Annotated in this window: 23 protein-coding genes; 10 read left to right on the top strand and 13 right to left on the bottom strand. The window is 35.4% G+C overall.

All coding sequences use genetic code 11. The features are described from left to right. The first annotated feature begins 28 nt into the window (after positions 1 to 28). From EZ428_RS07440 to EZ428_RS07430, 3 genes are all read left to right on the top strand, one after another. Entirely contained in the window at positions 29 to 1,342 is a 1,314-nt protein-coding gene (locus EZ428_RS07440) for a nicotinamide mononucleotide adenylyltransferase (protein WP_131552530.1), read from the top strand. Next, complete coding sequence (gene rlmF / locus EZ428_RS07435; RefSeq protein ID WP_131552529.1) at positions 1,342 to 2,289, top strand: 23S rRNA (adenine(1618)-N(6))-methyltransferase RlmF; 948 nt, start codon at positions 1,342 to 1,344, stop codon at positions 2,287 to 2,289. The genes EZ428_RS07440 and rlmF overlap by 1 nt, the downstream gene beginning before the upstream one ends. Before the next feature lie 173 nt (positions 2,290 to 2,462). Next, entirely contained in the window at positions 2,463 to 3,425 is a 963-nt protein-coding gene (locus EZ428_RS07430; RefSeq protein WP_131552528.1) for a glycoside hydrolase family 43 protein, read from the top strand. Positions 3,426 to 3,475: 50 nt separating this feature from the next. On the opposite strand, the gene EZ428_RS07425 is transcribed toward EZ428_RS07430, so the two are convergent. Genes EZ428_RS07425 through EZ428_RS07415 form a run of 3 tightly spaced genes read right to left on the bottom strand, consistent with a single transcriptional unit; the run spans position 3,476 to position 4,840 of the window. Continuing rightward, complete coding sequence (locus tag EZ428_RS07425) at positions 3,476 to 3,928, bottom strand: GNAT family N-acetyltransferase (protein WP_131552527.1); 453 nt, start codon at positions 3,926 to 3,928, stop codon at positions 3,476 to 3,478. Positions 3,929 to 3,935: 7 nt separating this feature from the next. Beyond that, entirely contained in the window at positions 3,936 to 4,301 is a 366-nt protein-coding gene (locus EZ428_RS07420) for a hypothetical protein (RefSeq protein ID WP_131552526.1), read from the bottom strand. Positions 4,302 to 4,348: 47 nt separating this feature from the next. Continuing rightward, on the bottom strand, positions 4,349 to 4,840 hold the full coding sequence (locus EZ428_RS07415) for a YajQ family cyclic di-GMP-binding protein (RefSeq protein WP_131552525.1): 492 nt from the start codon (positions 4,838 to 4,840) through the stop codon (positions 4,349 to 4,351). Positions 4,841 to 4,915: 75 nt separating this feature from the next. Between EZ428_RS07415 and EZ428_RS07410 the strand changes: the two genes are divergently transcribed. The 3 genes from EZ428_RS07410 to EZ428_RS07400 all read left to right on the top strand — a co-directional run bounded on the left by EZ428_RS07410 (position 4,916) and on the right by EZ428_RS07400 (position 8,552). Then, entirely contained in the window at positions 4,916 to 5,509 is a 594-nt protein-coding gene (locus EZ428_RS07410; protein ID WP_131552524.1) for a hypothetical protein, read from the top strand. Between the two features lie 104 nt (positions 5,510 to 5,613). After that, positions 5,614 to 7,674: a polyphosphate kinase 1 gene (gene ppk1 / locus EZ428_RS07405; RefSeq protein ID WP_131552523.1), complete on the top strand. Its 2,061-nt coding sequence runs from the start codon at positions 5,614 to 5,616 to the stop codon at positions 7,672 to 7,674. Beyond that, the gene (locus EZ428_RS07400; RefSeq protein ID WP_131552522.1) at positions 7,674 to 8,552 is read left to right on the top strand and encodes a Ppx/GppA phosphatase family protein; all 879 of its coding nucleotides are present in this window, start codon (positions 7,674 to 7,676) and stop codon (positions 8,550 to 8,552) included. Before ppk1 ends, EZ428_RS07400 begins: the two co-directional genes overlap by 1 nt. Positions 8,553 to 8,627: 75 nt before the next feature. Here EZ428_RS07400 and EZ428_RS07395 read toward each other — a convergent pair whose 3' ends face one another. From EZ428_RS07395 to EZ428_RS07350, 10 genes are all read right to left on the bottom strand, one after another. Continuing rightward, entirely contained in the window at positions 8,628 to 9,236 is a 609-nt protein-coding gene (locus EZ428_RS07395; RefSeq protein WP_131552521.1) for an alpha-ketoglutarate-dependent dioxygenase AlkB family protein, read from the bottom strand. Between the two features lie 58 nt (positions 9,237 to 9,294). Beyond that, positions 9,295 to 10,005 carry a 2OG-Fe(II) oxygenase gene (locus EZ428_RS07390; protein ID WP_131552520.1) on the bottom strand — a complete coding sequence of 237 codons (711 nt, stop codon included), beginning with the start codon at positions 10,003 to 10,005 and terminating at the stop codon, positions 9,295 to 9,297. 3 nt (positions 10,006 to 10,008) lie between these two features. Then, positions 10,009 to 10,860 carry a bifunctional helix-turn-helix domain-containing protein/methylated-DNA--[protein]-cysteine S-methyltransferase gene (locus tag EZ428_RS07385; protein ID WP_131552519.1) on the bottom strand — a complete coding sequence of 284 codons (852 nt, stop codon included), beginning with the start codon at positions 10,858 to 10,860 and terminating at the stop codon, positions 10,009 to 10,011. A 76-nt stretch (positions 10,861 to 10,936) separates the two neighbouring features. Continuing rightward, complete coding sequence (gene pgl, locus EZ428_RS07380) at positions 10,937 to 11,662, bottom strand: 6-phosphogluconolactonase (RefSeq protein ID WP_131552518.1); 726 nt, start codon at positions 11,660 to 11,662, stop codon at positions 10,937 to 10,939. A gap of 101 nt (positions 11,663 to 11,763) precedes the next feature. Beyond that, positions 11,764 to 13,275 (bottom strand): glucose-6-phosphate dehydrogenase, encoded by a 1,512-nt coding sequence (zwf, locus tag EZ428_RS07375; RefSeq protein WP_131552517.1) that lies wholly within the window; start codon positions 13,273 to 13,275, stop codon positions 11,764 to 11,766. A gap of 11 nt (positions 13,276 to 13,286) precedes the next feature. Then, positions 13,287 to 14,711, bottom strand: coding sequence for an NADP-dependent phosphogluconate dehydrogenase (gene gndA / locus EZ428_RS07370; protein ID WP_131552516.1), 1,425 nt, complete (start codon positions 14,709 to 14,711; stop codon positions 13,287 to 13,289). Between the two features lies 1 nt (position 14,712). After that, positions 14,713 to 15,321: an HAD-IA family hydrolase gene (locus tag EZ428_RS07365; protein ID WP_131552515.1), complete on the bottom strand. Its 609-nt coding sequence runs from the start codon at positions 15,319 to 15,321 to the stop codon at positions 14,713 to 14,715. After that, positions 15,321 to 16,079: an ROK family protein gene (locus tag EZ428_RS07360; RefSeq protein ID WP_131552514.1), complete on the bottom strand. Its 759-nt coding sequence runs from the start codon at positions 16,077 to 16,079 to the stop codon at positions 15,321 to 15,323. Before EZ428_RS07360 ends, EZ428_RS07365 begins: the two co-directional genes overlap by 1 nt. A 128-nt stretch (positions 16,080 to 16,207) precedes the next feature. Next, entirely contained in the window at positions 16,208 to 17,386 is a 1,179-nt protein-coding gene (locus EZ428_RS07355) for a DUF1624 domain-containing protein (protein ID WP_131552513.1), read from the bottom strand. A 26-nt stretch (positions 17,387 to 17,412) separates the two neighbouring features. Continuing rightward, positions 17,413 to 17,733, bottom strand: a complete 321-nt coding sequence (locus tag EZ428_RS07350; protein WP_131552512.1) for a hypothetical protein — start codon at positions 17,731 to 17,733, stop codon at positions 17,413 to 17,415. A 148-nt stretch (positions 17,734 to 17,881) separates the two neighbouring features. Between EZ428_RS07350 and EZ428_RS07345 the strand changes: the two genes are divergently transcribed. The 4 genes from EZ428_RS07345 to EZ428_RS07330 are packed head-to-tail and all read left to right on the top strand — an operon-like array spanning position 17,882 to position 26,016. Beyond that, positions 17,882 to 18,784, top strand: a complete 903-nt coding sequence (locus tag EZ428_RS07345; protein WP_131552511.1) for an AraC family transcriptional regulator — start codon at positions 17,882 to 17,884, stop codon at positions 18,782 to 18,784. Further along, positions 18,785 to 20,206, top strand: coding sequence for an arabinose isomerase (locus EZ428_RS07340; protein ID WP_131552510.1), 1,422 nt, complete (start codon positions 18,785 to 18,787; stop codon positions 20,204 to 20,206). It abuts the gene before it with no gap. Between the two features lie 10 nt (positions 20,207 to 20,216). Next, positions 20,217 to 23,264, top strand: coding sequence for a glycosyl hydrolase (locus tag EZ428_RS07335; RefSeq protein ID WP_131552509.1), 3,048 nt, complete (start codon positions 20,217 to 20,219; stop codon positions 23,262 to 23,264). Positions 23,265 to 23,310: 46 nt separating this feature from the next. Continuing rightward, entirely contained in the window at positions 23,311 to 26,016 is a 2,706-nt protein-coding gene (locus EZ428_RS07330; protein WP_131552508.1) for an alpha-L-rhamnosidase, read from the top strand. The last annotated feature ends 41 nt before the right edge of the window (positions 26,017 to 26,057 follow it).

The following is a 26,057-nucleotide window of genomic DNA, read 5'->3' as shown; positions in this document are numbered from 1 at the left end:
CTTTAACCTTTTTTACTATTTTTGCACGATGGAAAGAGAAATCCTTGATACGAAGCGGAAGGCACTAAAAATAAATTTGAACGAGAAAATCTATGGCACATTTGCAGAAATAGGTGCAGGCCAAGAAGTAGCTCGTAATTTTTTCACTGCTGGTGCAGCTGCTGGTACCGTTGCTAAAACCATGTCTGCTTATGACATGACTTTTAGTGACGCCATTTATGGAGCAGAGACCTCTGGTAGATATGTAAGTCAGAATAGGCTTTTACGTATGTTGGACCACGAATTTAGTTTATTAAACGAACGTTTGCTGGGCGAAAAATATGAAAGCCGTACTTTTTTTGCTTTTGCAAATACGGTGACCACGCTAAATTTTAAACGTACCAATGAACCTCATGGTTGGGTAGGCATTTGTTTCCAAACAGAACCTGGCGGTTTGCCAAACGAAGTTTTTTTTCATGTTCGCTTATTTGATACTGATGTAAATATGCAACAGCGTGTGTTGGGTATTATCGGTGTTAACTTGGTTTACGCTGCTTTTTACCATCACAACGAACCAAAGGTGATGGTTGAATCTTTAGTGGATAACTTAACTATCGGTTCTGTAGAGATAGACTTAATTTCTGTAAAAGGGCCTGTTTTTGCTGAAGTAAATAATACTTTGTTAAATCTTTATTTGATAATGAAAGACTTTTCTGCAGCAGCAATTTTTGATGCAGATGGCCACCCTCGTCAGGCTAAGGATTTATTGTACAAAAAAGATATCATGATTTTGCGCACTAAATTTGGACAGAAATCATTACCTAACTTTAATTTGTTTAATAAGGCTACCGATCAATTTAAACGCACAAACAAAGTGGAAGAAGGTAATTTGGCTGTTATGATTGAGGTTTTGTTAACCAATGTTTTAACCAGCGAACAAGAGACGCCCGATGATATCGATTTGGAATCCGTAGCAAAAAGAGCAGAAGAGATGTGTGCGACTGGCAACTTGGTTATCGTTTCTAATTTTACACGACACAACAGATTAGCCAAATATTTAGGTCGTTGTAAACCCAAAAGCGTGGGTATTTCTACAAACATTAACAATTTAAAGTTTGTATTTAATTCTAAAAATTTTGGCGATAATTACTCTAGTCAGTTATTGGCTTATGTGAGTGACATGTTTACCCAGAATGTAAAACTTTTTGCTTATCCCTTTATAGATAAAAAGACCAATACAGTCATTTCTACAAGCAATATGCCTGTAACACCAGATGCAAAACCATTATTTGAATTTTTACTGACTAATGGATATATTACAGATATTAACGATTACAGTGAAGATGATGTTAAAACTGTTTAATGGAAAAGTCTGGAGCTGAAAAAAGCACTTTACATTCAAGGAATAAACATCGTTCAAGGTACGATTTTAAAGCATTGACAAATTCTTGTGCTGAGCTGAGAAGTTTTGTGTCGGTTAATAAATATGGTGATGAATCTATAGATTTTGCCAATCCAGTAGCTGTTAAAATCCTAAACAAGGCTTTACTTAAACATTTCTATCAAATAGAAATTTGGGATATCCCCGAAGGATATTTGTGTCCACCAATTCCTGGCAGAGCCGATTATATGCACTACGCTGCAGATTTACTAGCTTCTTGCCATCATCAGGTAATCCCAAAGGGGAAAAAGGTTAAGGTATTAGATGTAGGTGTTGGTGCAAATTGTGTTTATCCAATTATCGGGCATCAAGAATATGGGTGGGATTTTGTAGGTTCTGATATCGATGACGTTGCTACCCGCTCAGCGAAAAATATAGTGGATATTAATCCTTCTTTAAAAAACTCAATTGAATTAAGATTGCAACCTTCAAAAAGAGAAATCTTTAAGCATATCATTCATAAAGAAGAGAAATTTGATTTAACAATTTGTAATCCTCCATTTCATGCATCGGCAGAAGAGGCGCTTGCTGGTTCGCAAAGAAAAAGTAGAAATCTTGGGCAAAAGAACTATTCAAAACCGGTTCTAAATTTCGGTGGTCAGCATAGTGAATTATGGACACAGGGCGGAGAAGTTGGCTTTATCTCTAAAATGATTGAAGAAAGTAAATCATTCAAAAGTCAATGTTTTTGGTTTACAAGTTTGATTTCTAAAAGTGAAAATTTGCCTGGTGTTTATGCGATGTTAAATAGAGCAGAAGTTACGGAAATTAGAACAAGTGAAATGAGTGCTGGTAATAAAATTACCAGAATTGTAGCTTGGACTTATTTAAATGAAGAGCAACAAGAAGATTGGGTTAAGAATTGGTAGAGGTTTTTTTTATTCAAAATAGATCTGTCATTCCGAGGAACAGCTTGTCCCGATGTGTCGGGAAGGAATCTATTTAAGAGATGAGAAAGTGGATTCTTCGCTGCGTTCTGAATGACAAAACAGATTTGAATTACAAAATTAGCTAAAAACAAATCAATTTTCTATCTTGCAATATGAAACTAAATCGATTTATCATTTTCTTTTTATTGCTTCCTTTGTTTGTTCAAGCTCAAACATCAGGCAATCCTATCTTCCCTGGTTGGTACGCAGATCCTGAGGCGCAAATTTTCGGTAAAACTTACTGGATTTATCCAACTTATTCAGCAAAATATAAAGAGCAGGTTTTTATGGATGCATTTTCATCCAAAGATTTAATTACTTGGAAAAAACACGAAAGAATTATAGATACAGCATCCATTAAATGGGCTAATAAAGCAATGTGGGCACCATCTATTACTCAAAAAGATGGAAAGTACTACTTGTTTTTTGGCGCAAATGACATCCAGAGCGATAAAGAAGTTGGCGGCATAGGTGTTGCTGTAGCAGATAAACCTGAAGGTCCTTATAAGGATCATTTGGGTAAACCCTTAGTGGATAAATTTTATAATAAGGCACAGCCGATAGACCAATTCGTTTTTAAAGACAAAGACGGGCAGTATTATCTAATTTATGGTGGCTGGTCGCATTGTAACATTGCCAAATTAAATAAAGATTTTACGGGTTTTATTCCCTATCCAGATGGAACTACATTTAAAGAGATCACACCAGAAGGATATACCGAAGGTTCTTTTATGTTCATAAAAGATGGTAAATATTATTTCATGTGGAGTGAAGGTGGCTGGACTGGTCCAAATTACTTTGTGGCTTATGCTATTGGCGATTCTCCATTGGGTCCATTTAAACGTATAGGTAGAATACTTACCCAAGATCATACAATTGCAAGAGGGGCTGGTCATCACTCTGTTGTGCATAATGAGAAAAAAGATTTGTGGTACATTGTTTATCACCGCAGACCAATAGGCGAAACAGATGGCAATCATCGTGTAACTTGCATAGATTTAATGACGTTTGACAAAGACGGATTGATTAATCCTGTTAAGATTACAAAAGAAGGCGTGAAGAAAAGTAAATTATAGACGTAAGAGGTAGGATGGAAAATGTAAGATGTGAATTTTCCTTTTCCATCTTACATTTCCCCTTTTCCATTAATATATATATCTTGTATTCTAATTTCCATTAATTTTTCTGGAGAACCAACTGGCTTAAAACCAAATTGAGCATATAAGCCGTGTGCATCTAAGGTTGCTAAACAATATGTTCTCAAGCCTTGCAAATCTGGGTGAAACATCATTAATGACATCAGTTTTTTAGATAAACCTAACCCACGAAAATTTTCCTCGATATACACATCACATAGGTATGCAAAGGTAGCTTTATCTGTTACCCAACGTGCAAAGCCAGCTTGTTTTCCATCTTTATAAACTCCAAAACAAAGAGAATTAGCTATTGATTTTTGAACAAGTTCAAATGGAATTTCCTTAGCCCAATAAGATTGAGTGCTTAAATAATTGTGAACAGCATTTACATCTACTAAATTGCGATCGTCAGAAAAAATAAAACCTTTTTCAGTAATTTCCATCTGTGATTTATTGTGCGATGATATCCAAATATCTCGTACCATTAATAGTTTTAATCTCGAGATTTACATCCACTTTGCCACTTTTTATCAACTGCTCACCCACAAAGTCAATCGGTTGTGCTACAATTTCATCAGTTGCGGTAACCACTTTTGCGTAGAAATATCTGTAGGTATCCTTTACTGATATGGTTTCAGTTTTGCTTGGCGCTAAATTGTTAAATTCAAATATTTGACCTCTTATATTTACCGTTAGCGATTTAAAGTTTTCTTTACTGTTATTGGTTAAGGATAAAGTTACACCGGCTGTGCTATTAACTTTTTTGCAAGCAGCTAAAAAGATAGTCAGCAACATCAAATAACAAATATTTTTCATTTTATATAGGTTCAAGTTGTTTTAATAGTTATTTGAGCATAATTTACCTAGTTCCTCATGTTAATAAACTGCAAGGGCTGACCAAAATCTTCACCTCTACAAAGTGAAATTACTTTTTGTAAATCATCAATGTTTTTGCTTTGTACACGGACCTGGTCGTCCATCATAGAAGCTTGAACTTTTAATTTAGAGTCTTTGATTTTAGCAACGATTTTTTTTGCAGCTTCTTTCTCAATTCCTTCTTTAATTTTAAGCTCTAATCTAATCATATTGCCAGAAGCGGTATGATCTTTTCCGAAATCCAAACTTTTTGGGTCTAAATTTTGTTTCATCATACGAGAGATGATGGAATCGGTGATTGCCTTTAAACGCATGTCGTCTTCAGTTACAATAGTAATGGTATTCGTTTTTTTATCCAGCTCTACTGTACTGTTAGAACCATTGAAATCATAACGGTTTAAAATCTCTTTTTTTGCATTGTTGATAGCGTTATCTAATGTTTGCGCATCTACCTTGCTTACAATATCGAAAGTGGGCATAGTTATAGTTTATTTGATAAAAAATAATAGATTTAATTAAATATAAATCATCATACAAAAAACGCTAAAAAATATATGAAAACCAATAAATCTAAATCTCCGAAAAAACCAACCAAAAAGGCGGTTAAAAAACAAATAGAACATACTTTAACAGAAAGATTTCTAGAAGCAGTTAAAGGACTGGGACATAATGCCGAGTTAATTGCAGAAGATGTGGCAAAACTAAGCAAAGTAGCAGCTAAGAAATTAGCAAAAACATTTCAAGAAGTTAAATCTGCTGTAGCACATAAAATTGAAGATGTTTCTGCTGCAAAAAAAGCAGCCCCTAAAAAAATTAAACTAGCTAAAAAGGATGCATCTAAGCTGATGAAAAAGGTTGATAAGTCTGTAACTAGGGTAGTTAAAAAGGCAGTTGCTAAAGCTAAACCAATTGCTTCTAGTGTAAAAGTTGCAACTATTGAATCTGAAGAAAAAGCAGAAGCAGCTTTAAAAAAACCAGTAAGAAAGGTAGCAACTAAAACTAAAGCCATGGCAAATAAAACAACAACAGCAGCAAGTAGTACAAAAAAAGCAGTTGTAAAAGCAGTTGCGAACAACCCTGTTAAAAAAGTTTCAGCAAAAGCAATTCCAACTAAGAAAAACACAGCAAGCACTACTACTAAAAAGTAAATTTATGATGTTGAATTAGCTAATAATTAACACTAACTTAACACTAAAATTTGCAGATTTGAAAATCTTCTGATAAGGTCAGGAGATTTTTTTGATTTTTATCCATGGCCAAAAAGAAGCTACCGTTTTTAAATAGAGAAATAAGCTGGCTTTATTTTAATGAACGTGTTTTGCAGGAAGCTGCAGATGAAACCGTTCCCTTAATTGAACGGATAAAGTTCCTTTCCATTTTCTCTTCTAACCTTGAAGAATTCTATCGTGTGCGTGTGGCTACTTTAAGTCGATTGGTTAACCTTAACGATAAGGCAAAGGCATTGCTTGGTTTTAATCCTAAAAAGGTTTTAAACGAGATTAAAAACATTGTAGTTAAGCACGAGCGCAGGTTCGAAAATTTATTTCAAGCTACACTCATAAATGAATTAGCGCAAAATCGCATATTTATTCTAAATGATACTCAGCTGAACGTGGCTAGAGGAGAGTTTGTACGCAATCATTTTAGAGATAAAATTCTATCGAATTTGGTTCCTATTATGATTGATTTGGAAGTTTCTTTTCCAGAGCTAAAAGATAGACGTTTATATTTCTTTGTTCGATTAACTAAGAAGGGCTCAAAAAAAGGAGAGAAATATGCCTTAATTGAGCTACCAAATAATTTACCTCGATTTTTAGTTTTACCAGAAACCAATGGACTAAAGTTCATCATCTTGGCAGAAGATATTGTTAAATATTGCTTGGATGATATTTTCTATGTTTTTAATTACGATGTCATTGAGGCATTTTCCATTCAGATGACGAGAGATGCAGAGCTTGATATTGATAAAAACGTCAGTGATAAATTTATTGAAGAATTGAAAACAAGCCTAGATAAACGTAAAAAAGGTAAACCAATGCGTTTGTTGTATGATACCGAAATGCCATTTGATATGTTAAGCGTTTTGGTTTCAAAATTAAAAATTGAAGCTGAAGGATTAATTCCTGGTAATCGCTATCATAGGTTCAAAGATTTTATTGCTTTTCCAAACGTGGGGTCTAAGGAGTTGGAGTATCCGCCAGTTGAACCATTGAAAGTTAAGGGTTTGCATAGAACCGAAAGTATTTTCAATAAACTGTCCGAAAGAGATTATCTGGTTAATTTACCTTACCAATCTTATGATTATATCATTTTATTTCTCCGTGAAGCTGCAATTGACCCGAAGGTAACAGAGATTAATATTACCCTTTATCGCCTTGCAGAAAACTCAAAAGTTATAAATACACTAATTAACGCAGCTAAAAACGGTAAAAAGGTTAACTGTGTTGTTGAGTTAAAAGCTAGGTTTGATGAAAGTGCCAACATCTTTTGGACAAATAGATTGATGGAAGAAGGGGTGAATGTAAATTATGGCTTAACTGATTATAAAGTGCACTCTAAAATTTGTTTGGTCAAACGGATTGAAAAAGGTAGACCAGTGTATTATGCCAATTTAGCCACTGGAAATTTCAACGAAAAAACAGCTAGAATTTATTGTGACCACAGCATTTTTACCGCTAAAAAGGAAATTACGGGAGATCTGCTTAAACTTTTTACCGCCCTTAATAAAAAAACAATTGCTAAAGATTTTAAGTGTTTAATTGTTTCGCCACTAGATTCTAGAAATAGAATATATGAGTTAATTAACCGAGAAATCAAATTTGCAAAAGCTAAAAAGCCAGCCTATTTGATTTTAAAAGTAAATAGCTTGGCGGATGAAGGCGTCGTTGAAAAATTATATGAAGCTAGCAATGCTGGTGTTCAAATTAAACTAATTGTTCGTGGTATTTGCTGTTTGGTTCCTGGCGTTGTTGGTTTTAGTGAAAACATTACTGTAATCAGCATCATCGATAAATTTTTAGAACATGCTCGGGTTTTTATTTTTGGTAATGGAGGTAAGGAAGAAATGTTCCTGTCGTCGGCAGATTTAATGAGTAGAAATTTCGAGCACAGGGTGGAAGTAGGGTTTCCTGTGTTAGACGAACAAGTGAAAAATGAAATTCGTGATATTATTGAGTTTCAGTTACAGGATAATGTGAAGGCAAGAGATATCACAAAATTAAACAATAACAAATACCACAAAAATAGATTAACCGCTAAAGTTAGGGCGCAAGTACAAACATATAACTACCTCAAAAACAAACACAATAGCTAATGAGATACGCTGCTATCGATATCGGTTCAAATGCCGTTCGCTTATTAATTGCCGATATTACACATAACGAAAAGGGCTACGGATTTAAAAAAAACACATTAGTTCGTGTGCCTTTACGTTTAGGTGATGATGCTTTTTTAGACCAGAAAATTTCCCCAAAAAAGATAGATGATTTAGTGAAAACAATGAGTGCATTTAAAAACTTGATGGATGTTTATCAAGTTACTAAATATTTGGCTTGTGCTACATCCGCAATGCGTGAGGCTGGAAATGGTAAGGAAATCATTAAAAAAATAAAGAAAGTTGCAGATATTGACTTAGAGATTATTGAAGGTCAGAGAGAGGCTAATATTATATATTCCAATCATATAGAGCAAAATTTAGATGCAAATAAAAGCTATTTGTACATAGACGTTGGCGGTGGAAGTACAGAATTATCAGTGTTTGTAAATAAACAACCGCTGGCTTCAAAATCTTTTAATATCGGTACCATTAGAATTTTGGATAACCAAGATAAAGACGAAACGTGGGATGAAATGAGAGATTGGGTTAAATCTCGCACTAAAGAATTAAAAAACTTAGCTGGAATTGGTACAGGTGGAAACATCAATAAGTTATTCCGTATGTCTGGCGAAAAAGAAGATATGCCATTGAATTTTGCAAAATTAAATTCGATGTATAATGAATTAAACTCCTACTCATTAAAAGAGCGTATTACCTTGTTAAAACTAAATCAAGATAGGGCAGATGTAATTGTTCCAGCTTGTGAGATTTACCTAACCCTAATGAAATGGACAGGCATTAAACAAATTTATGTGCCTAAAGTTGGTATGGTTGATGGGATTATTAATTTACTGATTGAAGAGAATTTGGAGTAAGGATTGGTCATGCTGAATTCATTTCAGCATCTGGCTTGCAGGCAGGAAAGACCCTGAAATAAATTCAGGGTGACGTTAACGAACTATACTCCTAAAAGTTAAATTAACCCTCGGTTTACTAATCAACTTTGTTGGGGGTAAGCGATGCAGCCAATTGGTTTGAGTTTCATCCTTCATCACCAGTAAACTTCCATTTTCTAAGATTAAAGAAATGGTTTGTTTAGTCTCTTTATGTTTAAACGCAAACTTCCGCTCTGCGCCAAAGCTCATGGAACCGATAGCTCCATTTTTCTTTAAATCTTTTTCTCCATCACTGTGCCAAGCCATTCCTTCATCACCACTGTGATATAAATTTAATAAACATGAATTGTAGGTTTCACCAGATTTTTCTTCGGCCATAGCCTTTAATTCTAGCAATTCTTTTGTCCATATTAAAGCCTGTTTGGTTACATTAGAGTAAGTATACTCAAAGGGATAATCGCCATACCATGCCACTTTTCTTTTGGTGAGGATATGTTTTCCAAAAATTACAGCTTCATCGTTTTTCCACTCAATGGTTGTTAGCAAGCAATTGTAATAATGATTAGCTTGTTCATTTGACATGATCTTGCCATAATAATTTACTGTTCCACCTTGTGGTAAAAGATTAATGTTTTGAGAAGGTTGGGAATTGAATAAATCCATAGGTTTTGTAATCCAAATTTACACCTTCAGTTTCTTTTTTAAGAATGGCTTGCTCATTTTAAGACAAAGCATCATGAAATATAATGCCCAAAGTATAACGTTCGCCGCTATGCAACTCACTTACTCCATGTTTCATCGTTGCGCTGTAATATCCCTTTGAACCTTTAACGGGCCTAAAGTTTGTTGTGAAGATTAAAATATCACCCTTTTTAGGTTTTAAAACAATAGCTTTTGATTGTGCCCTTACGTTTTGCTGTATCAACACAAATTCTCCTCCAGTATAATCAACAGCTGCATCGTTTAAAAATAAAACCATTTGTATGGGAAAATAAATGTCGCCATATAAATCTTGATGAAGCGTATTGAAACCGCCTTTACCATACTTTAGAATTAGCGGAGTTGCTTTTGTTTGTCCTTTATCATGACAGCGCTTTAAAAAATCATCATGATCTATCGGATAACTAATAGGTATGTTTAATGCCTTCATCCAGTTATTTGCAATAGGAGCAAGTAATGGGTATATGTTTTGCCTTAAGCTCGTAATGATATCTGGTAAGGGGTAATTGAAATATTTGTATTCGCCCAAACCAAAACGATAACGTTCCATCACCACAGTTTTTCTATATAAATCAGATTGATTATAGTTTTTAATGAGCTCATTGCATTGCTCATTGGTTAAGATATTATTAATGATTGCATAACCATTTTGATTCATCTCTTCTGCTAAAGGATCACTATCAATGCTTCTTACATCAAATAAAGCATCCATAATTTATAGCTGTGCTAAATTAATTTGAGCTGCTTCCCAGCCCAACATTGCTGTTTTACGCACACTTCCCCAGTGGTACTGACCAAAATTGCCAGACGATTGAATAACACGATGGCAAGGGATTAAAAATGCGATAGGATTGCTGCCAATTGCCGAGCCAACGGCCCTTGATGCATTTGCATTTCCAATTGTTTGGGCAATTGACCCATAGGTTGTAAAGCTTCCTTTTGGGATTTTTAAAAGCGTTTCCCAAACTTTTAACTGAAAAGGTGTACCCTTTAAGTGGAGTTTTAGCCTTTTTGTCTCATTCCAATTGCTGCTGAAAATCTGTAAGGCATCTTCTTGATTTTTATCAGTTAGCTTATTGAAATTTGCTTTTGGAAATTGTTGATGAAGCTCTTCAAATGCTAAAATATCATCATCGGCAAATGCCATGTAACAAATGCCCTTAGTTGTAGCTGCTATTAATAAATTGCCAAAAGGTGTGTGATGGTAGTTGTAATTAATGATTAGATTTTCTCCACCATTTTTAAATTCTCCGGGCGTCATCCCTTCAATGTTTACGAACAGGTCATGTAATCGTCCAGTTCCAGATAAACCTGTTTCAAAAGCTACATCAAACAGGGTTGCTTGCTCGTTTTTGAGCATATCTTTAGCATAAGATAAACTGAGGTATTGCAAGAATTTTTTCGGACTAACACCTGCCCATTCTGTAAATAATCTTTGAAAATGAAACGGACTTAAATTTACTTTTTCTGCTATTAAATCTAAATCTGGTTGGGCCTTAAAGTTCTCTTGTAAATAGCTAATGGCTTCCGCAATGCGATGGTAATTTAACTGCTCTTGTGTGTTCATGTGATTCGTTTTGATACATACAAAAGTAGGGGGCGATTAGCTGCTACAAAACCCGATACTTGCTATCCTTAATTAATTACAAGTCTAAAAAGCTTGTCGCTTTATCATCTACAAACCAATCTAAATTACCATTTACAGGTTTAATCAGCTGTGCTGGATAAATAAAATAGTCTTTTTGTTCATCTCCAATTACATGTTTTAAAGCATTTGCTTTGTTATCACCAAAAGTGATGAAGGCAATGTTTTTAGCTTTATTGATTAATGGTGCAGTTAAACTGATGCGATAGGTGTCTAATTTTTCAACCCAAACAGATTCTACAGTGGGATGAATGCTTTTTACGAGTTCAGTATTTGGGAAAATAGAAGCTGTATGTGCATCATCGCCCATTCCTAAAAGAATTAGGTCGAATAGAATTTCATCACCATTAAAATGTTTGTCTAAAGCTGTTTTGTAAGCTTTTGCAGCATCTGTTGGAGGTAAAGTGGTATCGAAATAAAAAATATGATTTTCTGGGGTTTGTAGGTTGTTAAACAAAGTTTCCTTCGCCATTAATCCATTATAATCTTTATGGTCTGGCAAAACATATCTTTCATCACCAAAGAAGAAATATACCTTGGTCCAATCTATTTGGCCTTTAAACGTAGTTGATATTTCTTTATAAAGTTCTTTAGGAGAGTTTCCGCCAGTTAAAACAAAATCAAATCTGCCTTTTGTTGCAATAGATTCATTGGCTATTTCGATTACGTATCTAATCAAGTTCTCATTAAGCTCGGCTATTGATTTAAAGATGTGTAAGTTCATTATTCTTAAAAAAAGGTAAACGCAAAGAACGCTAAGACTTTCGCGAAGAAAATAAGCTTTTCTTCCTTGCGTAACCCTTTGTGTTCTTTGCGGTAATAATATTATTTATCCTTTAAAGGCAAGGTAAACCAGTGGAAGCCATCCTTAGCAATTAATGCTTCTGCATCTTCTGGTCCCCAGCTATCTGCTTGGTAGTTAGGGAAATTTAGTGATTTTTTGCTTTCCCAAGTATTTATGATTGGCATAACCAATTCCCATGCTGCTTCTACCTGATCTCCACGCATAAATAAAGTTTGGTCTCCATTCATGGCATCTAAAAGTAGGGTTTCATAAGCTTCTGGTGTATCTGTATCATAAGTTCCTTTATAATCAAAAACCATATCAACAGGGTTTAAAACCATTTTAACCCCTGGTCTTTTGGCTTGAACTTGTAAACGGATACTCATTTCTGGCTGTATGCTAATAATTAAGCGATTTTGCTGCCAAGTTTCAGTAGCCCTTGATGAAAAGATATGATGTGGAACATCCTTAAATTGAATGGTAATAATTGAAGAAGTTTGGTTCATCCTTTTACCTGTACGCAAGTAAAAAGGAATGCCTTGCCAACGCCAGTTATCTATAAAAAATTTAACGGCTGCAAAGGTTTCCGTATTTGAATGAGGGTCAACACCTGTCTCGTGTCTGTATCCTGGTACTTCTTTTCCTTCTACCCAACCTTTACTGTATTGACCACGAACTGCATTTGAGCTAATTTCTTCAGGTTTAAAGGGACGCATTGCTCTTAAAACTTCAACCTTTCTATCTCTAATTTCGTCTGCATCAAAAGAAATTGGCGCCTCCATTCCAACCAAACAAAGCAATTGCAACAAGTGATTTTGAATCATATCTCTCAATGCACCCGCACCTTCATAATAACCACCACGGTCGCCAACACCTAATTGCTCAGTTACAGAAATTTGAATATGTTCTATGTAATTTCTATTCCACAATGGTTCAAACAAAGAGTTCGCAAAGCGGAAAGCCATCATGTTTTGAACAGTTTCTTTACCCAAATAATGGTCAATACGATAAATTTGTTTTTCAGTAAAGATTTTGCTTAATAACAAGTTTAGTTCTTTTGCACTTTCTAAATCGTGACCAAATGGTTTTTCAATCACAATTCTACTGTTATCTTCGTCTTGTGTTAATTTGTATTTACACAAGCATTCAGCTATTAAAGGGAAGAAATTTGGTGCGACAGCCAAATAGTAAATGATTTGGGTTTCCTTGCCAAATTCTGCCTGTAATTTTTCTACTGTTTCTTTTAAATTCTGAAAAGTTTCTGGAGTGGTAATGTCTGTTGGACAATATTTAATGTTAGACTCAAAAGAGCTCCAAGTTTCTTTATTAACTTTTCCATTTCTAGAGAATTCGTTAATGTTTTCTAGAATTACCTCTTGGTACTTTGTGTCTGTAAATTTTGTTCTACCAGTTCCAATTATAGAGAACTTTTCTGGCATATAACCTTCTGTAAATAAATTATATAACGCAGGTGCAAGTTTTCTTTTGTTTAAATCGCCAGTTCCACCAAAAATTACAAATATGGTGGGATTAAGACTGCTTTTTTTCTTCATTTTAATAGGGATTATGAGTTCTTTTGATTCCAGTCTGCGTGGAAAATGCCCTCGCTATCAATTCTTTCAAAAGTATGTGCGCCAAAGAAATCTCTTTGGGCTTGTGTTAAATTAGAAGGCATTCTGCCTGTTTTTAGTGTATCAAAATAGGTTAGGGCAGAAGTAAAACAAGGGGTGGCAATGCCGGCATTAATTGCAGATGAAACCACATTTCTTGTACCCTTTAAGCTTTTCTTAATCTTCTCTTGAACACCGGCATCAGCAAATAAATGCTCTAAATCTGGTTGCTTTTTGTAAGCTTGATAAATATCTTCTAAAAACTCTGCCCTAATGATACAACCACCACGCCAGATTTTGGCAATTTCAGCTAAGTTTAATTCGTATTTATATTCAATAGATGCTTTCCACAATAAGTGCATTCCCTGTGCATAAGCATTTGCCATTGCAAAATAGAATGCTTCTTCTAAATCATCAATGAAATCAGCACTAGCTTTAATTTTTTCTGAAGCACCATAAGCTTTTTCAAGCTCTACTCTTAATTTTTTAAGTTTCGATAAGTTTCTTGTAGAAACAGCTGCATCTATACTTGGAATTGGCGTTTCAATATCCATCGCTACTTGCGAAGTCCATTTTCCAGTTCCTTTAGATTTTGCTTCATCTTTAATTTCATCAACCAATAAATTACCAGTTTTAACATCCTTAAATAAGAATACATCTTTGGTAATTTCCATTAAAAATGATTTCAACCTACCATTGTTCCAGTTTTCGAATACTTGTTGAATTTGATCGTTATCATAATCTAAACCATTTTTAAGTATTTCATAAGCCTCTGCTAATAACTGCATAATGGCATATTCGATACCATTATGTGTCATTTTAACAAAGTGACCAGAAGCACCTGGACCAATATAAGTTACGCAAGGGTCGCCGTTTGCTTTTGCAGAAACAGCTTCTAACATATCTTTAACTACTGCATAAGCTTGTTTATCTCCTCCAGGCATCATACTCGGACCAAATCTAGCGCCTTCTTCACCTCCAGAAATACCCATTCCGAAGAAATGAATTCCTTTTTCAGCTAATTCAATAGACCTTCTGCTCGTATCAGTAAAATAAGAGTTTCCACTGTCGATGATGATATCGCCTTTGGCTAATAAGGGTAGTAATTCTGAAATTACACTGTCAACAATGGCTCCTGCAGGTACTAAAAGAATAATGGTACGAGGACTTTGTAAGCTATCTACAAATTCTTCTATGTCTGAAAATCCTTTTAGGTTGTGGGGTTTGCCTTCTTCTTCAAATATCTGGAGCATTTTTTCGCTCTTGTCATACCCAGTTACGGCAAAGCCATTATCGGCCATGTTTAATAGCAAGTTGCGCCCCATGGTTCCTAAACCAACCATTCCGAAAGCGAACTTTGCTTTGTTATCGTTACTCATTTTATGATTTATTTATACTTTCTAAAATTGTTTTACTCTCTTCAAATCCCTTGTGTACGAATGCGTTGAAACCTAATTGTTTGGCAATTGAAACGTGGATGGCTCTATCGTCAAAATACATACAGTGCTTGGCTTCTTCTTGTGCAATGCCCAATGCAAGCTTAAAAATTGAAGGGTCTGGTTTTGAAAATCCTACTTCACATGATGAAATAAACGCATCGAATACTTGATGCAGATTGAATTTCTTAATTCGATAATCATTAAACTCTTTTCCCTCATTATTGATAGAAAAGATTTTAATTCCCGTTCTTTTTTTCCACTCAGCTAACCAAGGTAAAAAATCTGGAAGTTCTGTAGTCCTAGAGAACATGAATTGTTTAAAATCTTCCTTTGTGAACGAGCGTTCTGCGTTAAATACAACGCAATCGAGGTATTGGTCTAAAGTTAATTTTCCGTTTTCGAATAACGTAAAAGCAACTGAATGGTCTTTCTGAAATTGGATAGGTTCTAGGTCGAATTTTTCAATGGCCAGCATTCTCGATTTATGATTCCAGCCATCACTTAAAAGAACGCCCCCAATATCTAAGAAGAGTAATTTAATGTTTGTCATTATTTCTTGTTAGGGTAAGTGGTATGGATATGATACTTTTCTTTTGCAGCCCATAATTTTGCGCCACCTTTTATGCCATCTTTGTTAGAAACCAACTTAATGTTTTTTTCTAGCTCAAAATTGATTTCATTTGAATTTCCGCCGCCAATATACAATTTATCATAATTGAAAACAGTTTTATATATCTCAATAAGGTATTGTAACCTTTTATTCCATTTCTTTTTGCCTACTTTGTGGAAACCTCTATCTCCTATAAAATCATCATAGTCTTCGGTTTCGCTAACCGGCAAGTGAGATAGCTCTAAGTGAGGTAATAATTCTCCATCAAATAAAAGTGAGGTGCCAAAACCAGTACCTAATGTAAACACAATCTCAAATCCTTTGCCACTCACAATGCCTAAGCCCTGTTGGTCGGCATCATTAATTAAACGAACAGGTTTGCCAAATAAATTGGCTACCTGCAGCGCTAGGTTTACATTAGCCCACTTGTTTTCGGCAAGGTTAGGGGCGGTTTGCACAATACCCAATTTTACATAGCCTGGAAACCCGATAGAAACCTTCTCAAAAGATTTAAAATCTGCACAGAGTTTTTTAATTGCTTTTAAAACTTCTTCTGGAGTAGAGTTTTTTGGCGTGGGTGTTTTTTTAAAATCTGTTAATAATTTTCCTTTTGGACTTAATAAGCAAGATTTTATATTGGTACCACCAATGTCTATTGATAAAATATCGCCCTGTGGAACCTTAGTTTTTACTGGCATATGCGCTGGATTTTTGAATTTACCAAAGAAAAGAAAAATACCACGAAAAAGTTACTCTAGCCGTAATAATTGTGTAATAACTTCTATCCTTAATTATCCACAAACCTGAATAATGTTGATTAAAGTTTTTATAGATAGTTAAGCCACCATTGTGTATGTGTCGATTTATATTTTTGAAACCAAACACAAGGACTATATAATATAGCTACAATGCCCAACCAAATTAAATATACGATTGGTAAAATGTATCCAAAAGTAGCTGGGCGGAATAAAAATGGAATGTTAGGGTCTACAATATCCTTGGCTCCGTAACCACTTGCATAGAAGCAAATTACCACTATTGTGTGAATAACATAAAAATGTAACACATAATAAAAGAAGGGAACTTTGCCATAAACCATCATGATCCTAGCAAATCTGTTTTTTACATTTTCAATGCCTGACAATAACATTAACGCAGGCCCTAAAGTTATTCCAAGATATTGTAAAGATGGTGGGTATTTGCTTACGTTTAAGAAGTCGAAAAAGTTCTTTAAAGCATCTCCATATTCTTTTCTGGGTTCTGGATTACCATATAAACTAAAATATCTCAATACAAGAAACGAAACAAAAAGCCCTAAGCCAGAATAGAATAAATAACGTTTTCTTTTAACTTCATCAAAAGCAGCGCTATACCATTTTCCAATTGCAAAACCTACAAACATTATACCTGTCCAAGGTAAAATGGTGTACAACACGCCTATTACGTGCTGATCTCCTATAGGGATAAACCGAGCTCGGGTTGTCAATGTAAATTCAATTAAGCCACCTATAAAGGTTTTGTTATCAATTGTGATGTAATTCAAAATATTATGACCAAAAAACAAAATCAATCCAACAACAGCTACCAACCGGTAAGAGATTCTACTTAAAATACCTAGTAAAATCATACTCCAACCTATAGACCATATTACTTGCAGGATAATGAAGTTATAAAAAGGGTTAAAGGTTAAACCAAGGGTGATAATGGCAATTTCAACAAATAACAACCAAAAGCCCCTTTTAATTAAAAATAAGCTTGCTTGTTTTGGGTCTTTATTTTGAGAAGAAAGATAAGCCGAAATGCCTGAAAGGAATACAAAAGTTGGTGCGCAATAATGAGTAATCAGCCTAGTGAAAAATAATGGTATGGTGGTTCCTTCTGGATTCATTGGATCGCTCATCCCACTGGCATGAAAAAAATCACGAGTGTGGTCTAAGGCCATGATCACCATTACCAATCCTCTTAAAATATCAATAGATAGGATGCGTTTTTTTTCATTTGTCATAAAGGGAGCGATTTATTTACTTAAAATTACGATAATGAATTAAAGATTAAAACTTTAGGTTTTTTATTTATCATAGAGCCAATGAGTTCTTCAGTTTCTATGTTTTTGAAATATAGGGGGGCCGAACCTTTAAGCTGCTTTTTGAGAAAATAGTAATGATGTAAACAATTGATCCAATTGATGGCTGCAATTTTATCTTTCCATATCTGAGGATATAGAAAAACAGTATCACTTTCTAGCCTAATTACATTTTTACTTTCTAACGCAGTAACGTTAGCAATAATTTGTGCGGTCTGTTGGGCTAAATTTCCTTTTAGGCTTACTTTTTTATTAGCGTAAATCATCATCTAAAATAAATGATTTATTAATTTAAAAGGAATTAATTTACTAATAAGTACATTATGTTATTTTGAATGCACTTTTTGCTAATATTTAGCATATAAGACTAAAGATATCAATGGTGTTTAATAGATTTACTTATCATTATAACCAAATATGGAAACTTTTAGAAAGTATATAAAAGCTGATGTTCAGTCTGTTGAGCCACAACCCGATTGGGGAATTAAAGTGCTTGATGTTGGTCATTATATTCATCCGGCAGGTAAATCTTATCCAGATGCGCAACATCCAGAAGATTACTTTTTTGAATGGAATAAGGGGAGGGTTTTAAAAGAATATCAGTTGGTTTATATCGCCGCTGGCAAAGGCATATTTGAAGCAAAAGGTATTGGACAAGTTGAAGTGCAACCAGGCACCTTATTTTTCCTTTATCCCGGAACTTGGCATAGGTTTAAACCAGATTTAGACAGTGGTTGGACAGAATATTGGGTGGGTTTTGAAGGACATTATGCTAACCACTTAATGAACCAAGCTTGCTTTAACCCCGAAAAGCCATTGCTGCAGATGGGATTTAATGCAGAGTTCATCAACATCTTTATCCAACTGATAGATACCATTAAGTTTGGTGGTTTGGGTAGTAATCAATTGGCAGCTTGTTTAACTATCCAGCTTTTAGGGTTAGTTTATGCATCGGCTTTGCTAAAAAACCAGTCTAACAACCGTAAAACACAATTAATAAATAACATTAAATACAGTATCCACGAGAATTTAAACAGTGATATTTCTCCTGAAGAGTTAGCGGCTAACCACAATGTAAGTTATGCTTGGTTTCGCAAGGCCTTTAAAGAAATTACCGGACAATCTCCAGGGCAATATCAACTCAATTTAAAAATACAAAAGGCTTGCAGAATGTTAAGTGAAACAGATTTAAGTATATCAGAAATTGCTTATCAAAACGGCTTTGTATCTGAGTATTATTTCTCAAGAATTTTTAAGAATAAGATGTTCAAATCCCCATCAAACTACAGAAAAGAAATTTTACCAAAAGCAACAAGATAAATGACTAAACATAATTTAAAAATAGGGTTATTCGGCATAGGGTTAGATACTTATTGGCCACAATTTGAAGGGTTAGAAGCCCGGTTAAATGGCTATGTAAATGACGTAGAAAAACGTTTGGGCAGTTTTGGTGCTGAAGTTTTAAACTTAGGTTTAGTAGATAATGCAGAGAAAGCATTTAATGCTGGCCATGATTTTAGAAAAGGCGACGTTGATGTGATATTCCTTTATGTAACAACCTATGCACTTTCATCAACTGTGTTGCCTGTGGTAAGAAGAGCAAAAGTTCCTGTTATTATTTTAAATCTTGCTCCCCAAAAAGCAATAGATTATAAGAATTTCAATCAGCAAAACGACAGAACCAAAATGACTGGCGAGTGGTTGGCCTTTTGCTCAGCTTGCCCTGTTCCAGAAATTGCCAATGTTTTTAAACGTTCTGGAATTCAGTTTCAACAAGTAACGGGTGTTTTAGAAGACGAAAAAATATGGACAGAAATTGGAGAATGGGTAGAAGCAAGTAAAGTTGCAAATAGCATGAGCCACAATACCTTGGGTTTAATGGGTAATTACTATAGTGGCATGTTAGACATTTATACTGATGTAACACTTCAATGTGCCATTTTTGGAAACCATATAGAAATTATAGAACCTGATGAACTTTCCGCTTTGCGTGATGAAGTTTCTGAAACTGAGATTGACAATAAACTAGCTGAATTCGCTTCGGTTTTTGAAATCGATGAATCTTGCATCCCATTTGAATTAGATAGAGCGGCAAGAACTGCCGTTGCATTAGACAAACTAGTAACGCGATATGGTTTAGGCTCAATGGCTTATTACCATAAAGGTACTGGCAATGTAAATGCTGATACAATGAGCTCTATCATTTTGGGCAATTCTTTATTAACTGCAAAAGGCATTCCAGTAGCGGGAGAGTATGAGGTAAAAAATGCGCAAGCCATGAAAATAATGGACAGTTTTGGTGTTGGCGGTTCCTTTACAGAATATTATGCGCTAGATTTTGAAGATGACATTGTTTTAATGGGACATGACGGTCCTGGGCATTTGGCAATAGCAGAAGGAAAAATTAAGGTGAAACCCTTACAAGTTTACCACGGTAAAGTTGGTAGTGGCTTGTCTGTAGAAATGTCTGTTAAACACGGTCCTGTAACTCTACTTTCTGTAGTGGAAGATAAAGGAAAATTATTCTTTTTAATTGCTGAAGGAGCATCTGTTGCTGGCCCCATTTTAGAAATTGGAAACACAAATAGTAGGTATAAATTTTCTATTGGTGCGAGGGCTTTTGTAGAGGATTGGAACAATCAGGGCCCTGCACATCATTGTGCGGTAGGCGTTGGTCACATCAGTACTAAATTAATAAAGTTGGCTCATCTTTTAGGGATTGAAGCTGTAAAAATCTGTTAAAATAATATAAATGAAAACCTCTAGAAGAAAATTCATCAAAATAGGTTCAGTGGCTGCAGCAAGCATTCCGCTGCTAAATTTAGAAAGCAAAGCTGAGTTGTTTATTGAGCCAAAACAAAAGAATCCAGTAATCTCTGGTTTAGAGAAAGGTTTTTTAAGCCCTCCACAAGCGGCAAAGTCTGCCTGTTATTGGTGGTGGTTTAATGCCAGGGTAGATAAAGAAGGAATTACCAGAGATTTAACTGAGTTTAGGGAAAAGGGAATTTCTGAAGTGGTGATGATTAACTCGGCTGGTGGATTAAGCGGTGTCCCTTATCCAGCGGGTGTACCTTTCTTAGGCGAAGAATGGAAAGAATTATATCGATTTGCCATGCAAGAAGCAAAACGAGTAGGGATAGATGTAGGTATAAATTTATGTTCTGGCTGGTCTATGGGTGGGCCTTGGATTAAACCAGAAAATTCTTGCAGATGGTATTTGCAATCGCAATTAACGGTTACTGGTCCACAAAAATTTTCAGCTCAATTGCCATTGCCAAATCCTAGAGATCGGTATAACAACGTTTTTAATCCACCGGGCTATAAAGATTACATCGATTTGCCTTTAGAGAAACTCGATTATAGAGATACGGCTGTTGTTGCTTTTCCAGTAACAGACGAAATAAACAATCATATTACAGGTGAGCGTTCTTTTGTATTGCCTGCGAAAAATAACCATCGCGACGCTACAAGCTGGTCGAGGGCATCAGATTCAATCGGACCCAGCTTATATCCTTGGCAAAATCATCCAGCGGACAAGCCTATTCCTGTTTCGCAAGTAATTGATTTGACTACTCAATTTTCAAAAGATGGAACCTTAAATTGGGATGTTCCCCCAGGAAAATGGGTAATTGTTAGAACTGGACATAGGATGACGGGTTCTAAAGTGATGGTTGCCCAGCCAGAAGGCGATGGTTTGTCTATTGATTGGTTTGATCATAAATCGGTTGAGATACAGTTTGAGAATTTAGGAAAGGTATTTATTGAAGAAGCAGCAAAGGTTGGTGCAAAACCAAAATATTTTTGCGATGATAGTTTTGAAGATGGTTTCCCAAATTGGACAGCGAATATTGTAGCCTTTTTTAAGAAATATAGAGGTTACGACCCAGTTCCATATATGCCAGCTTTATTAGGTTATAACATTGGCAGTGCCGAAGTCTCTGACCGTTTTTTACACGACTATAGAAAAACATTAGCCGATTGTATGGCAGATGAACATTATAAACGTTTTGCAGATTTATGCCATGAGCAAGGAATTTTAATGCAAAATGAATCTGCCGGACCAAGCCGTTCTTCAACTGTAAGTATAGATGGGTTAAAAAACTTAGGTAGAAGTGATTTCCCGATGGGAGAGTTTTGGTTAGGTATTAACCATGATAAAGAAGGCGGACTAAGCGAAGACCTTTCTTTTGGTGCAACCAGAATTGTTGGTGGTGCCGACGGACAGAATTTAACCACTAAAATGGTGGCAACTGCTTCACATATTTATGGTAAGGCAACTGCATCTGCAGAAGCTTTTACAAGTTATAGGCATTGGCTAGATGCACCCGGAACATTAAAACAAGCATTAGACAGGGCTTTTTGTGAAGGAATTAATAGAATTGCCTTACATACCTCAACAGCGTCAAAACCTAGTGATGGTAAACCTGGCTATGAATATGGAGCAGGAACACATTTTAATCCAAACGTAACTTGGTGGGAAAAATCGGGTGCCTTTTTTAAATATGTTGCTCGTTGCCAATATTTATTGCGCTCAGGCAAATTTGTGGCTGATGTACTTTATTATAATGGAGATTGGGCGCCAAACTTGGTTGATGTAAAAAAAATCAACCCAGATTTAGGCAGTGGGTATGATTATGATGTTTGTAATGAAGAAGTGCTTTTAACTAGATTAAGCGTTAAAAACGGTCGCCTGATTTTACCTGATGGAATGTCTTATCGCATTTTAGTTTTACCAGACACTAAAAGAATGCCTTTGGCAGTTCTAAAAAAGTTAAAAGAACTGGTAAGGGGCGGAGCTACTATTTCGGGCATTAAGCCAATCATGGATACTGGTTTGAGAAACTATCCACTGTGCGACCAAGAAATTAGACAAATTGCTAATGAGCTCTGGGGTAAAATAGACGACAAGAATAGAGTAAATCATTATGGAAGTGGAAGGGTTTTCACTGGAGTTGCTACAAGGAACATCTTATTGAAGGATGGTGTAACGCCAGATTTCAGATTTACAGGTAGTTCAAATTTTATAGATTTCATTCATCGCACTACAAAAGATGCAGAGGTATATTTCTTAACCAATAGGCATAACAACAATGCTAAAACAGAGGTTACTTTTAGAATTAAAGGTCGTAAGCCACAACTGTGGGATGCTGTATCTGGTGCCATCATGAAAGCTCCAAAATATGAAAGCCATAATGATGGGGTTTCCTTATTCTTGGATTTTGATGCCTTTCAATCTGTTTTTGTAGTGTTTCCAAAAGATGCATCGGCTTTGGCAAAAACAGGCGATGGCTTATTGTTTCAAAACAAATCAAGTTTATCAGCCTTGCAGGAGCTTAACGGAGCTTGGCAAGTTAATTTCGATACCAAGTGGGGTGGGCCAGAAAAAGTGACATTTGATACGCTGCAAGATTGGAGCTTAAGCGCCGATGAACGCATCAAGTATTATTCTGGTAAAGCTTTGTACACTAAAACATTCGATTTAATTAAACCTATTCAAAAAGGACAAAAGCTATTTATAGATTTAGGTACAGTTAAAGACATTGCTGCGGTTAAATTAAATGGTAAAGATTTAGGCACCGTTTGGACAACACCTTGGATGCTTGAGATTACTAACGAGGTTAAACCAACGGCTAATTTGTTAGAAATAGAAGTGATTAACCAATGGCCTAATCGTTTAATTGGAGATGTAGCCTTGCCAGTTGAAAAAAGATTAACCAATACTAATATCGTATTTAAGAAGACCGATAAATTACTCGCTTCTGGATTGCTAGGGCCAGTATCATTAAAGATAACTAGTTGATTTTATTAGATTAATGTTATTTTAGTTAACCAATTATTAAATTCTCATGGGTAAAAAAATCATCCTCCTTTTTATAGCGGCATTGATATCCAATCTTGCGCTTGCACAAAAAATTAGTGTAGCAGATTTAAAAATTAATTATAAAATCAATCCAATAGGTATTGATACCACATTAATAAGATTTAGTTGGAAATTAAAATCAGCTACTAAACAGACCGTACAAAAGAGTTACGAAGTCAAAGTTTATACTGGCGACAAAGCGGTAGTTTGGCAGAATAAGGTAGAAAGTGACCAATCTGTAAATGTTCATTACGCTGGGGCCACTTTAAAAGCAAAAACACGTTATTATTGGCAAGTTCGAGTTACTGATAATTATAAAAATACTTCCGCTTGGAGCGAGGTAAATTTCTTTGAAATTAGCATGCTTAATAAAACAGACTGGACCGCCAGTTGGATAGAAACAGCTATTCCAACAGATGGAAAAGTAGGTTCGGCACCTATGTTTGCCAAACAATTTGATTTAAATGGTGAAATTAAATCAGCTCGTTTATATATTACTGCTCACGGTTTATATGAAGCTACGCTAAATGGTAAAAGAGTAGGTAATGAACTATTTACACCGGGGTGGACCAGCTACAATAAACGTTTACAATATCAAACCTATGATGTAAGCTCGCTCTTAAAAAAAGGAACAAATGCTACGTTGGTTACCCTAGGTGATGGATGGTATAGAGGCAATTTAGAATTTAACAATAAGAGGAACCTCTACGGAAAAGAAGTTGCCCTTTTATATCAATTAGAAATCAGTTTGACAAACGGCTCTAAAATAGTGGTTAATTCAGATGGAACTTGGAAGTCATCAATGGAGGGGGCTATCAAAAAATCAGACATCTATAATGGCGAAACTTTTGATGCCAGATTAATACCTTCAACAATCAATCTAAATGCTGCGGATTGGAAATTGGTAAAAGCAGTTGATTACGATAAAGGAAACTTAGTTGTACCCTTAGGGCCTGCTGTTGTTAAGCACGAGACTTTTGTTCCCTTAAATATCATCAAAACTCCAAAGGGAGAGACAGTTATAGATTTTGGACAAAACTTGGTGGGCTGGGTTAAACTCTCGTTAAAAGGCAATAACGGAGATACCATTACCTTAAATCATGCTGAAGTGTTAGATAAAGCAGGTAATTTTTACATTGAAAATCTTCGCAATGCGAAACAAGAGAATAAATACATCTTAACAGGAAAGGATGATGTTTTAGAACCTCATTTTACTTTTCAAGGATTTAGGTATGTAAAGATAACTGGTTATAAAGGCACCTTAGATAAGAGTAATTTATCGGCCATTGCCATTTATTCTGACATGAAACCAACTGGAGAATTTACCTCTTCAAATACTTTAGTTAACCAGTTGCAACATAACATACAATGGGGGCAAAGAGGTAATTTCTTAGATGTGCCAACGGATTGTCCACAACGTGATGAGCGTTTAGGCTGGACTGGTGATGCGCAAGTTTTCTTCAGCACTGCGGCATTTAACATGGATGTATCAGGCTTTTTCTCTAAATGGTTGGCAGACTTAAAAGTAGACCAGCATGCAAATGGAAACATTCCTGTTGTAATACCCGATGTAAGAAAACCAGTAAATGCTGGTTCTGCAGGTTGGGCAGACGTTTCTACCATTATTCCTTGGAATTACTATTTAGCATACGGCGATAAAGATTTGCTAGCCAGACAATACTCGAGCATGAAAGCCTTTGTTGATTATGTGAAGAGTATTAGTAAAGATAACCTATGGAATTCTGGACCACATTACGGCGATTGGCTTTTTTACAGCGTAAATGATGATAAAGATGGGAAATCTGCCTTGACTGAAAAATATTTGATCGCTCAGATATTTTATGCAGCATCAACTCAAAATGTAATTAATGCCGCTAAAGTTTTACAGAATGACGAAGATGTAGCTAATTATGAAGCCTTGCTTGCTATCATTAAAGCTGCATTCATGAAAGAATATGTTACGCCATCAGGTAAATTAACTTCAAATTCCCAAACAGCTTATGTGCTGGCCCTAAACTTTGACATGTTACCAGAGAATATGAGGGCACAAGCAGCTGGCCGATTAGTAGAAAACATTAAACAATATAACAATCACTTAACTACAGGCTTTTTGGGTACACCTTATTTATGCCATGTATTAAGTCGTTTTGGTTATACAGATGTAGCCTATAAATTGCTTTTACAAGAAACTTATCCATCATGGTTATATCCTGTAAAAATGGGCGCAACAACAATTTGGGAAAGATGGGATGGTATTAAGACAGATGGGAGTTTCCAAGCCATTTCAATGAATTCGTTTAATCACTATGCTTATGGAGCCATAGGCGATTGGATGTACAAAACTGTTGCAGGTATCAATTACAATTCAGCCGAACCTGGTTATAAAAAAATAACTATTGCCCCTAAGCCTGGTGGCAATTTCACAAACGCTTCGGCTAAACTAGAAACACTTTATGGAGAGGTGATGTCTGCTTGGAAATTAGCCGATAATAAATTTACTTTAGATGTAATTATTCCAACAAATACTTCGGCAAATATTATTTTACCTTCATCGGCAAATGCCAAGGTTACCGATAATGGACAAGAGATAGAAAAGTTGAATTACATCAAAATAATGGGGCTTAATACTGGCGAAAAGACCTTAAGCGTGGGTTCGGGGACTTATCATATCGAATATTCACTATTAAAGTAATCATTTATATACAATACCGACATAACAGTACATAACAGTTA

Source organism: Pedobacter frigiditerrae, assembly GCF_004331645.1.
GTDB lineage: Bacteria > Bacteroidota > Bacteroidia > Sphingobacteriales > Sphingobacteriaceae > Pedobacter > Pedobacter frigiditerrae.
Note: the sequence above shows the minus strand (reverse complement) of the source record. Positions and strands in the feature narration are given on the sequence as shown.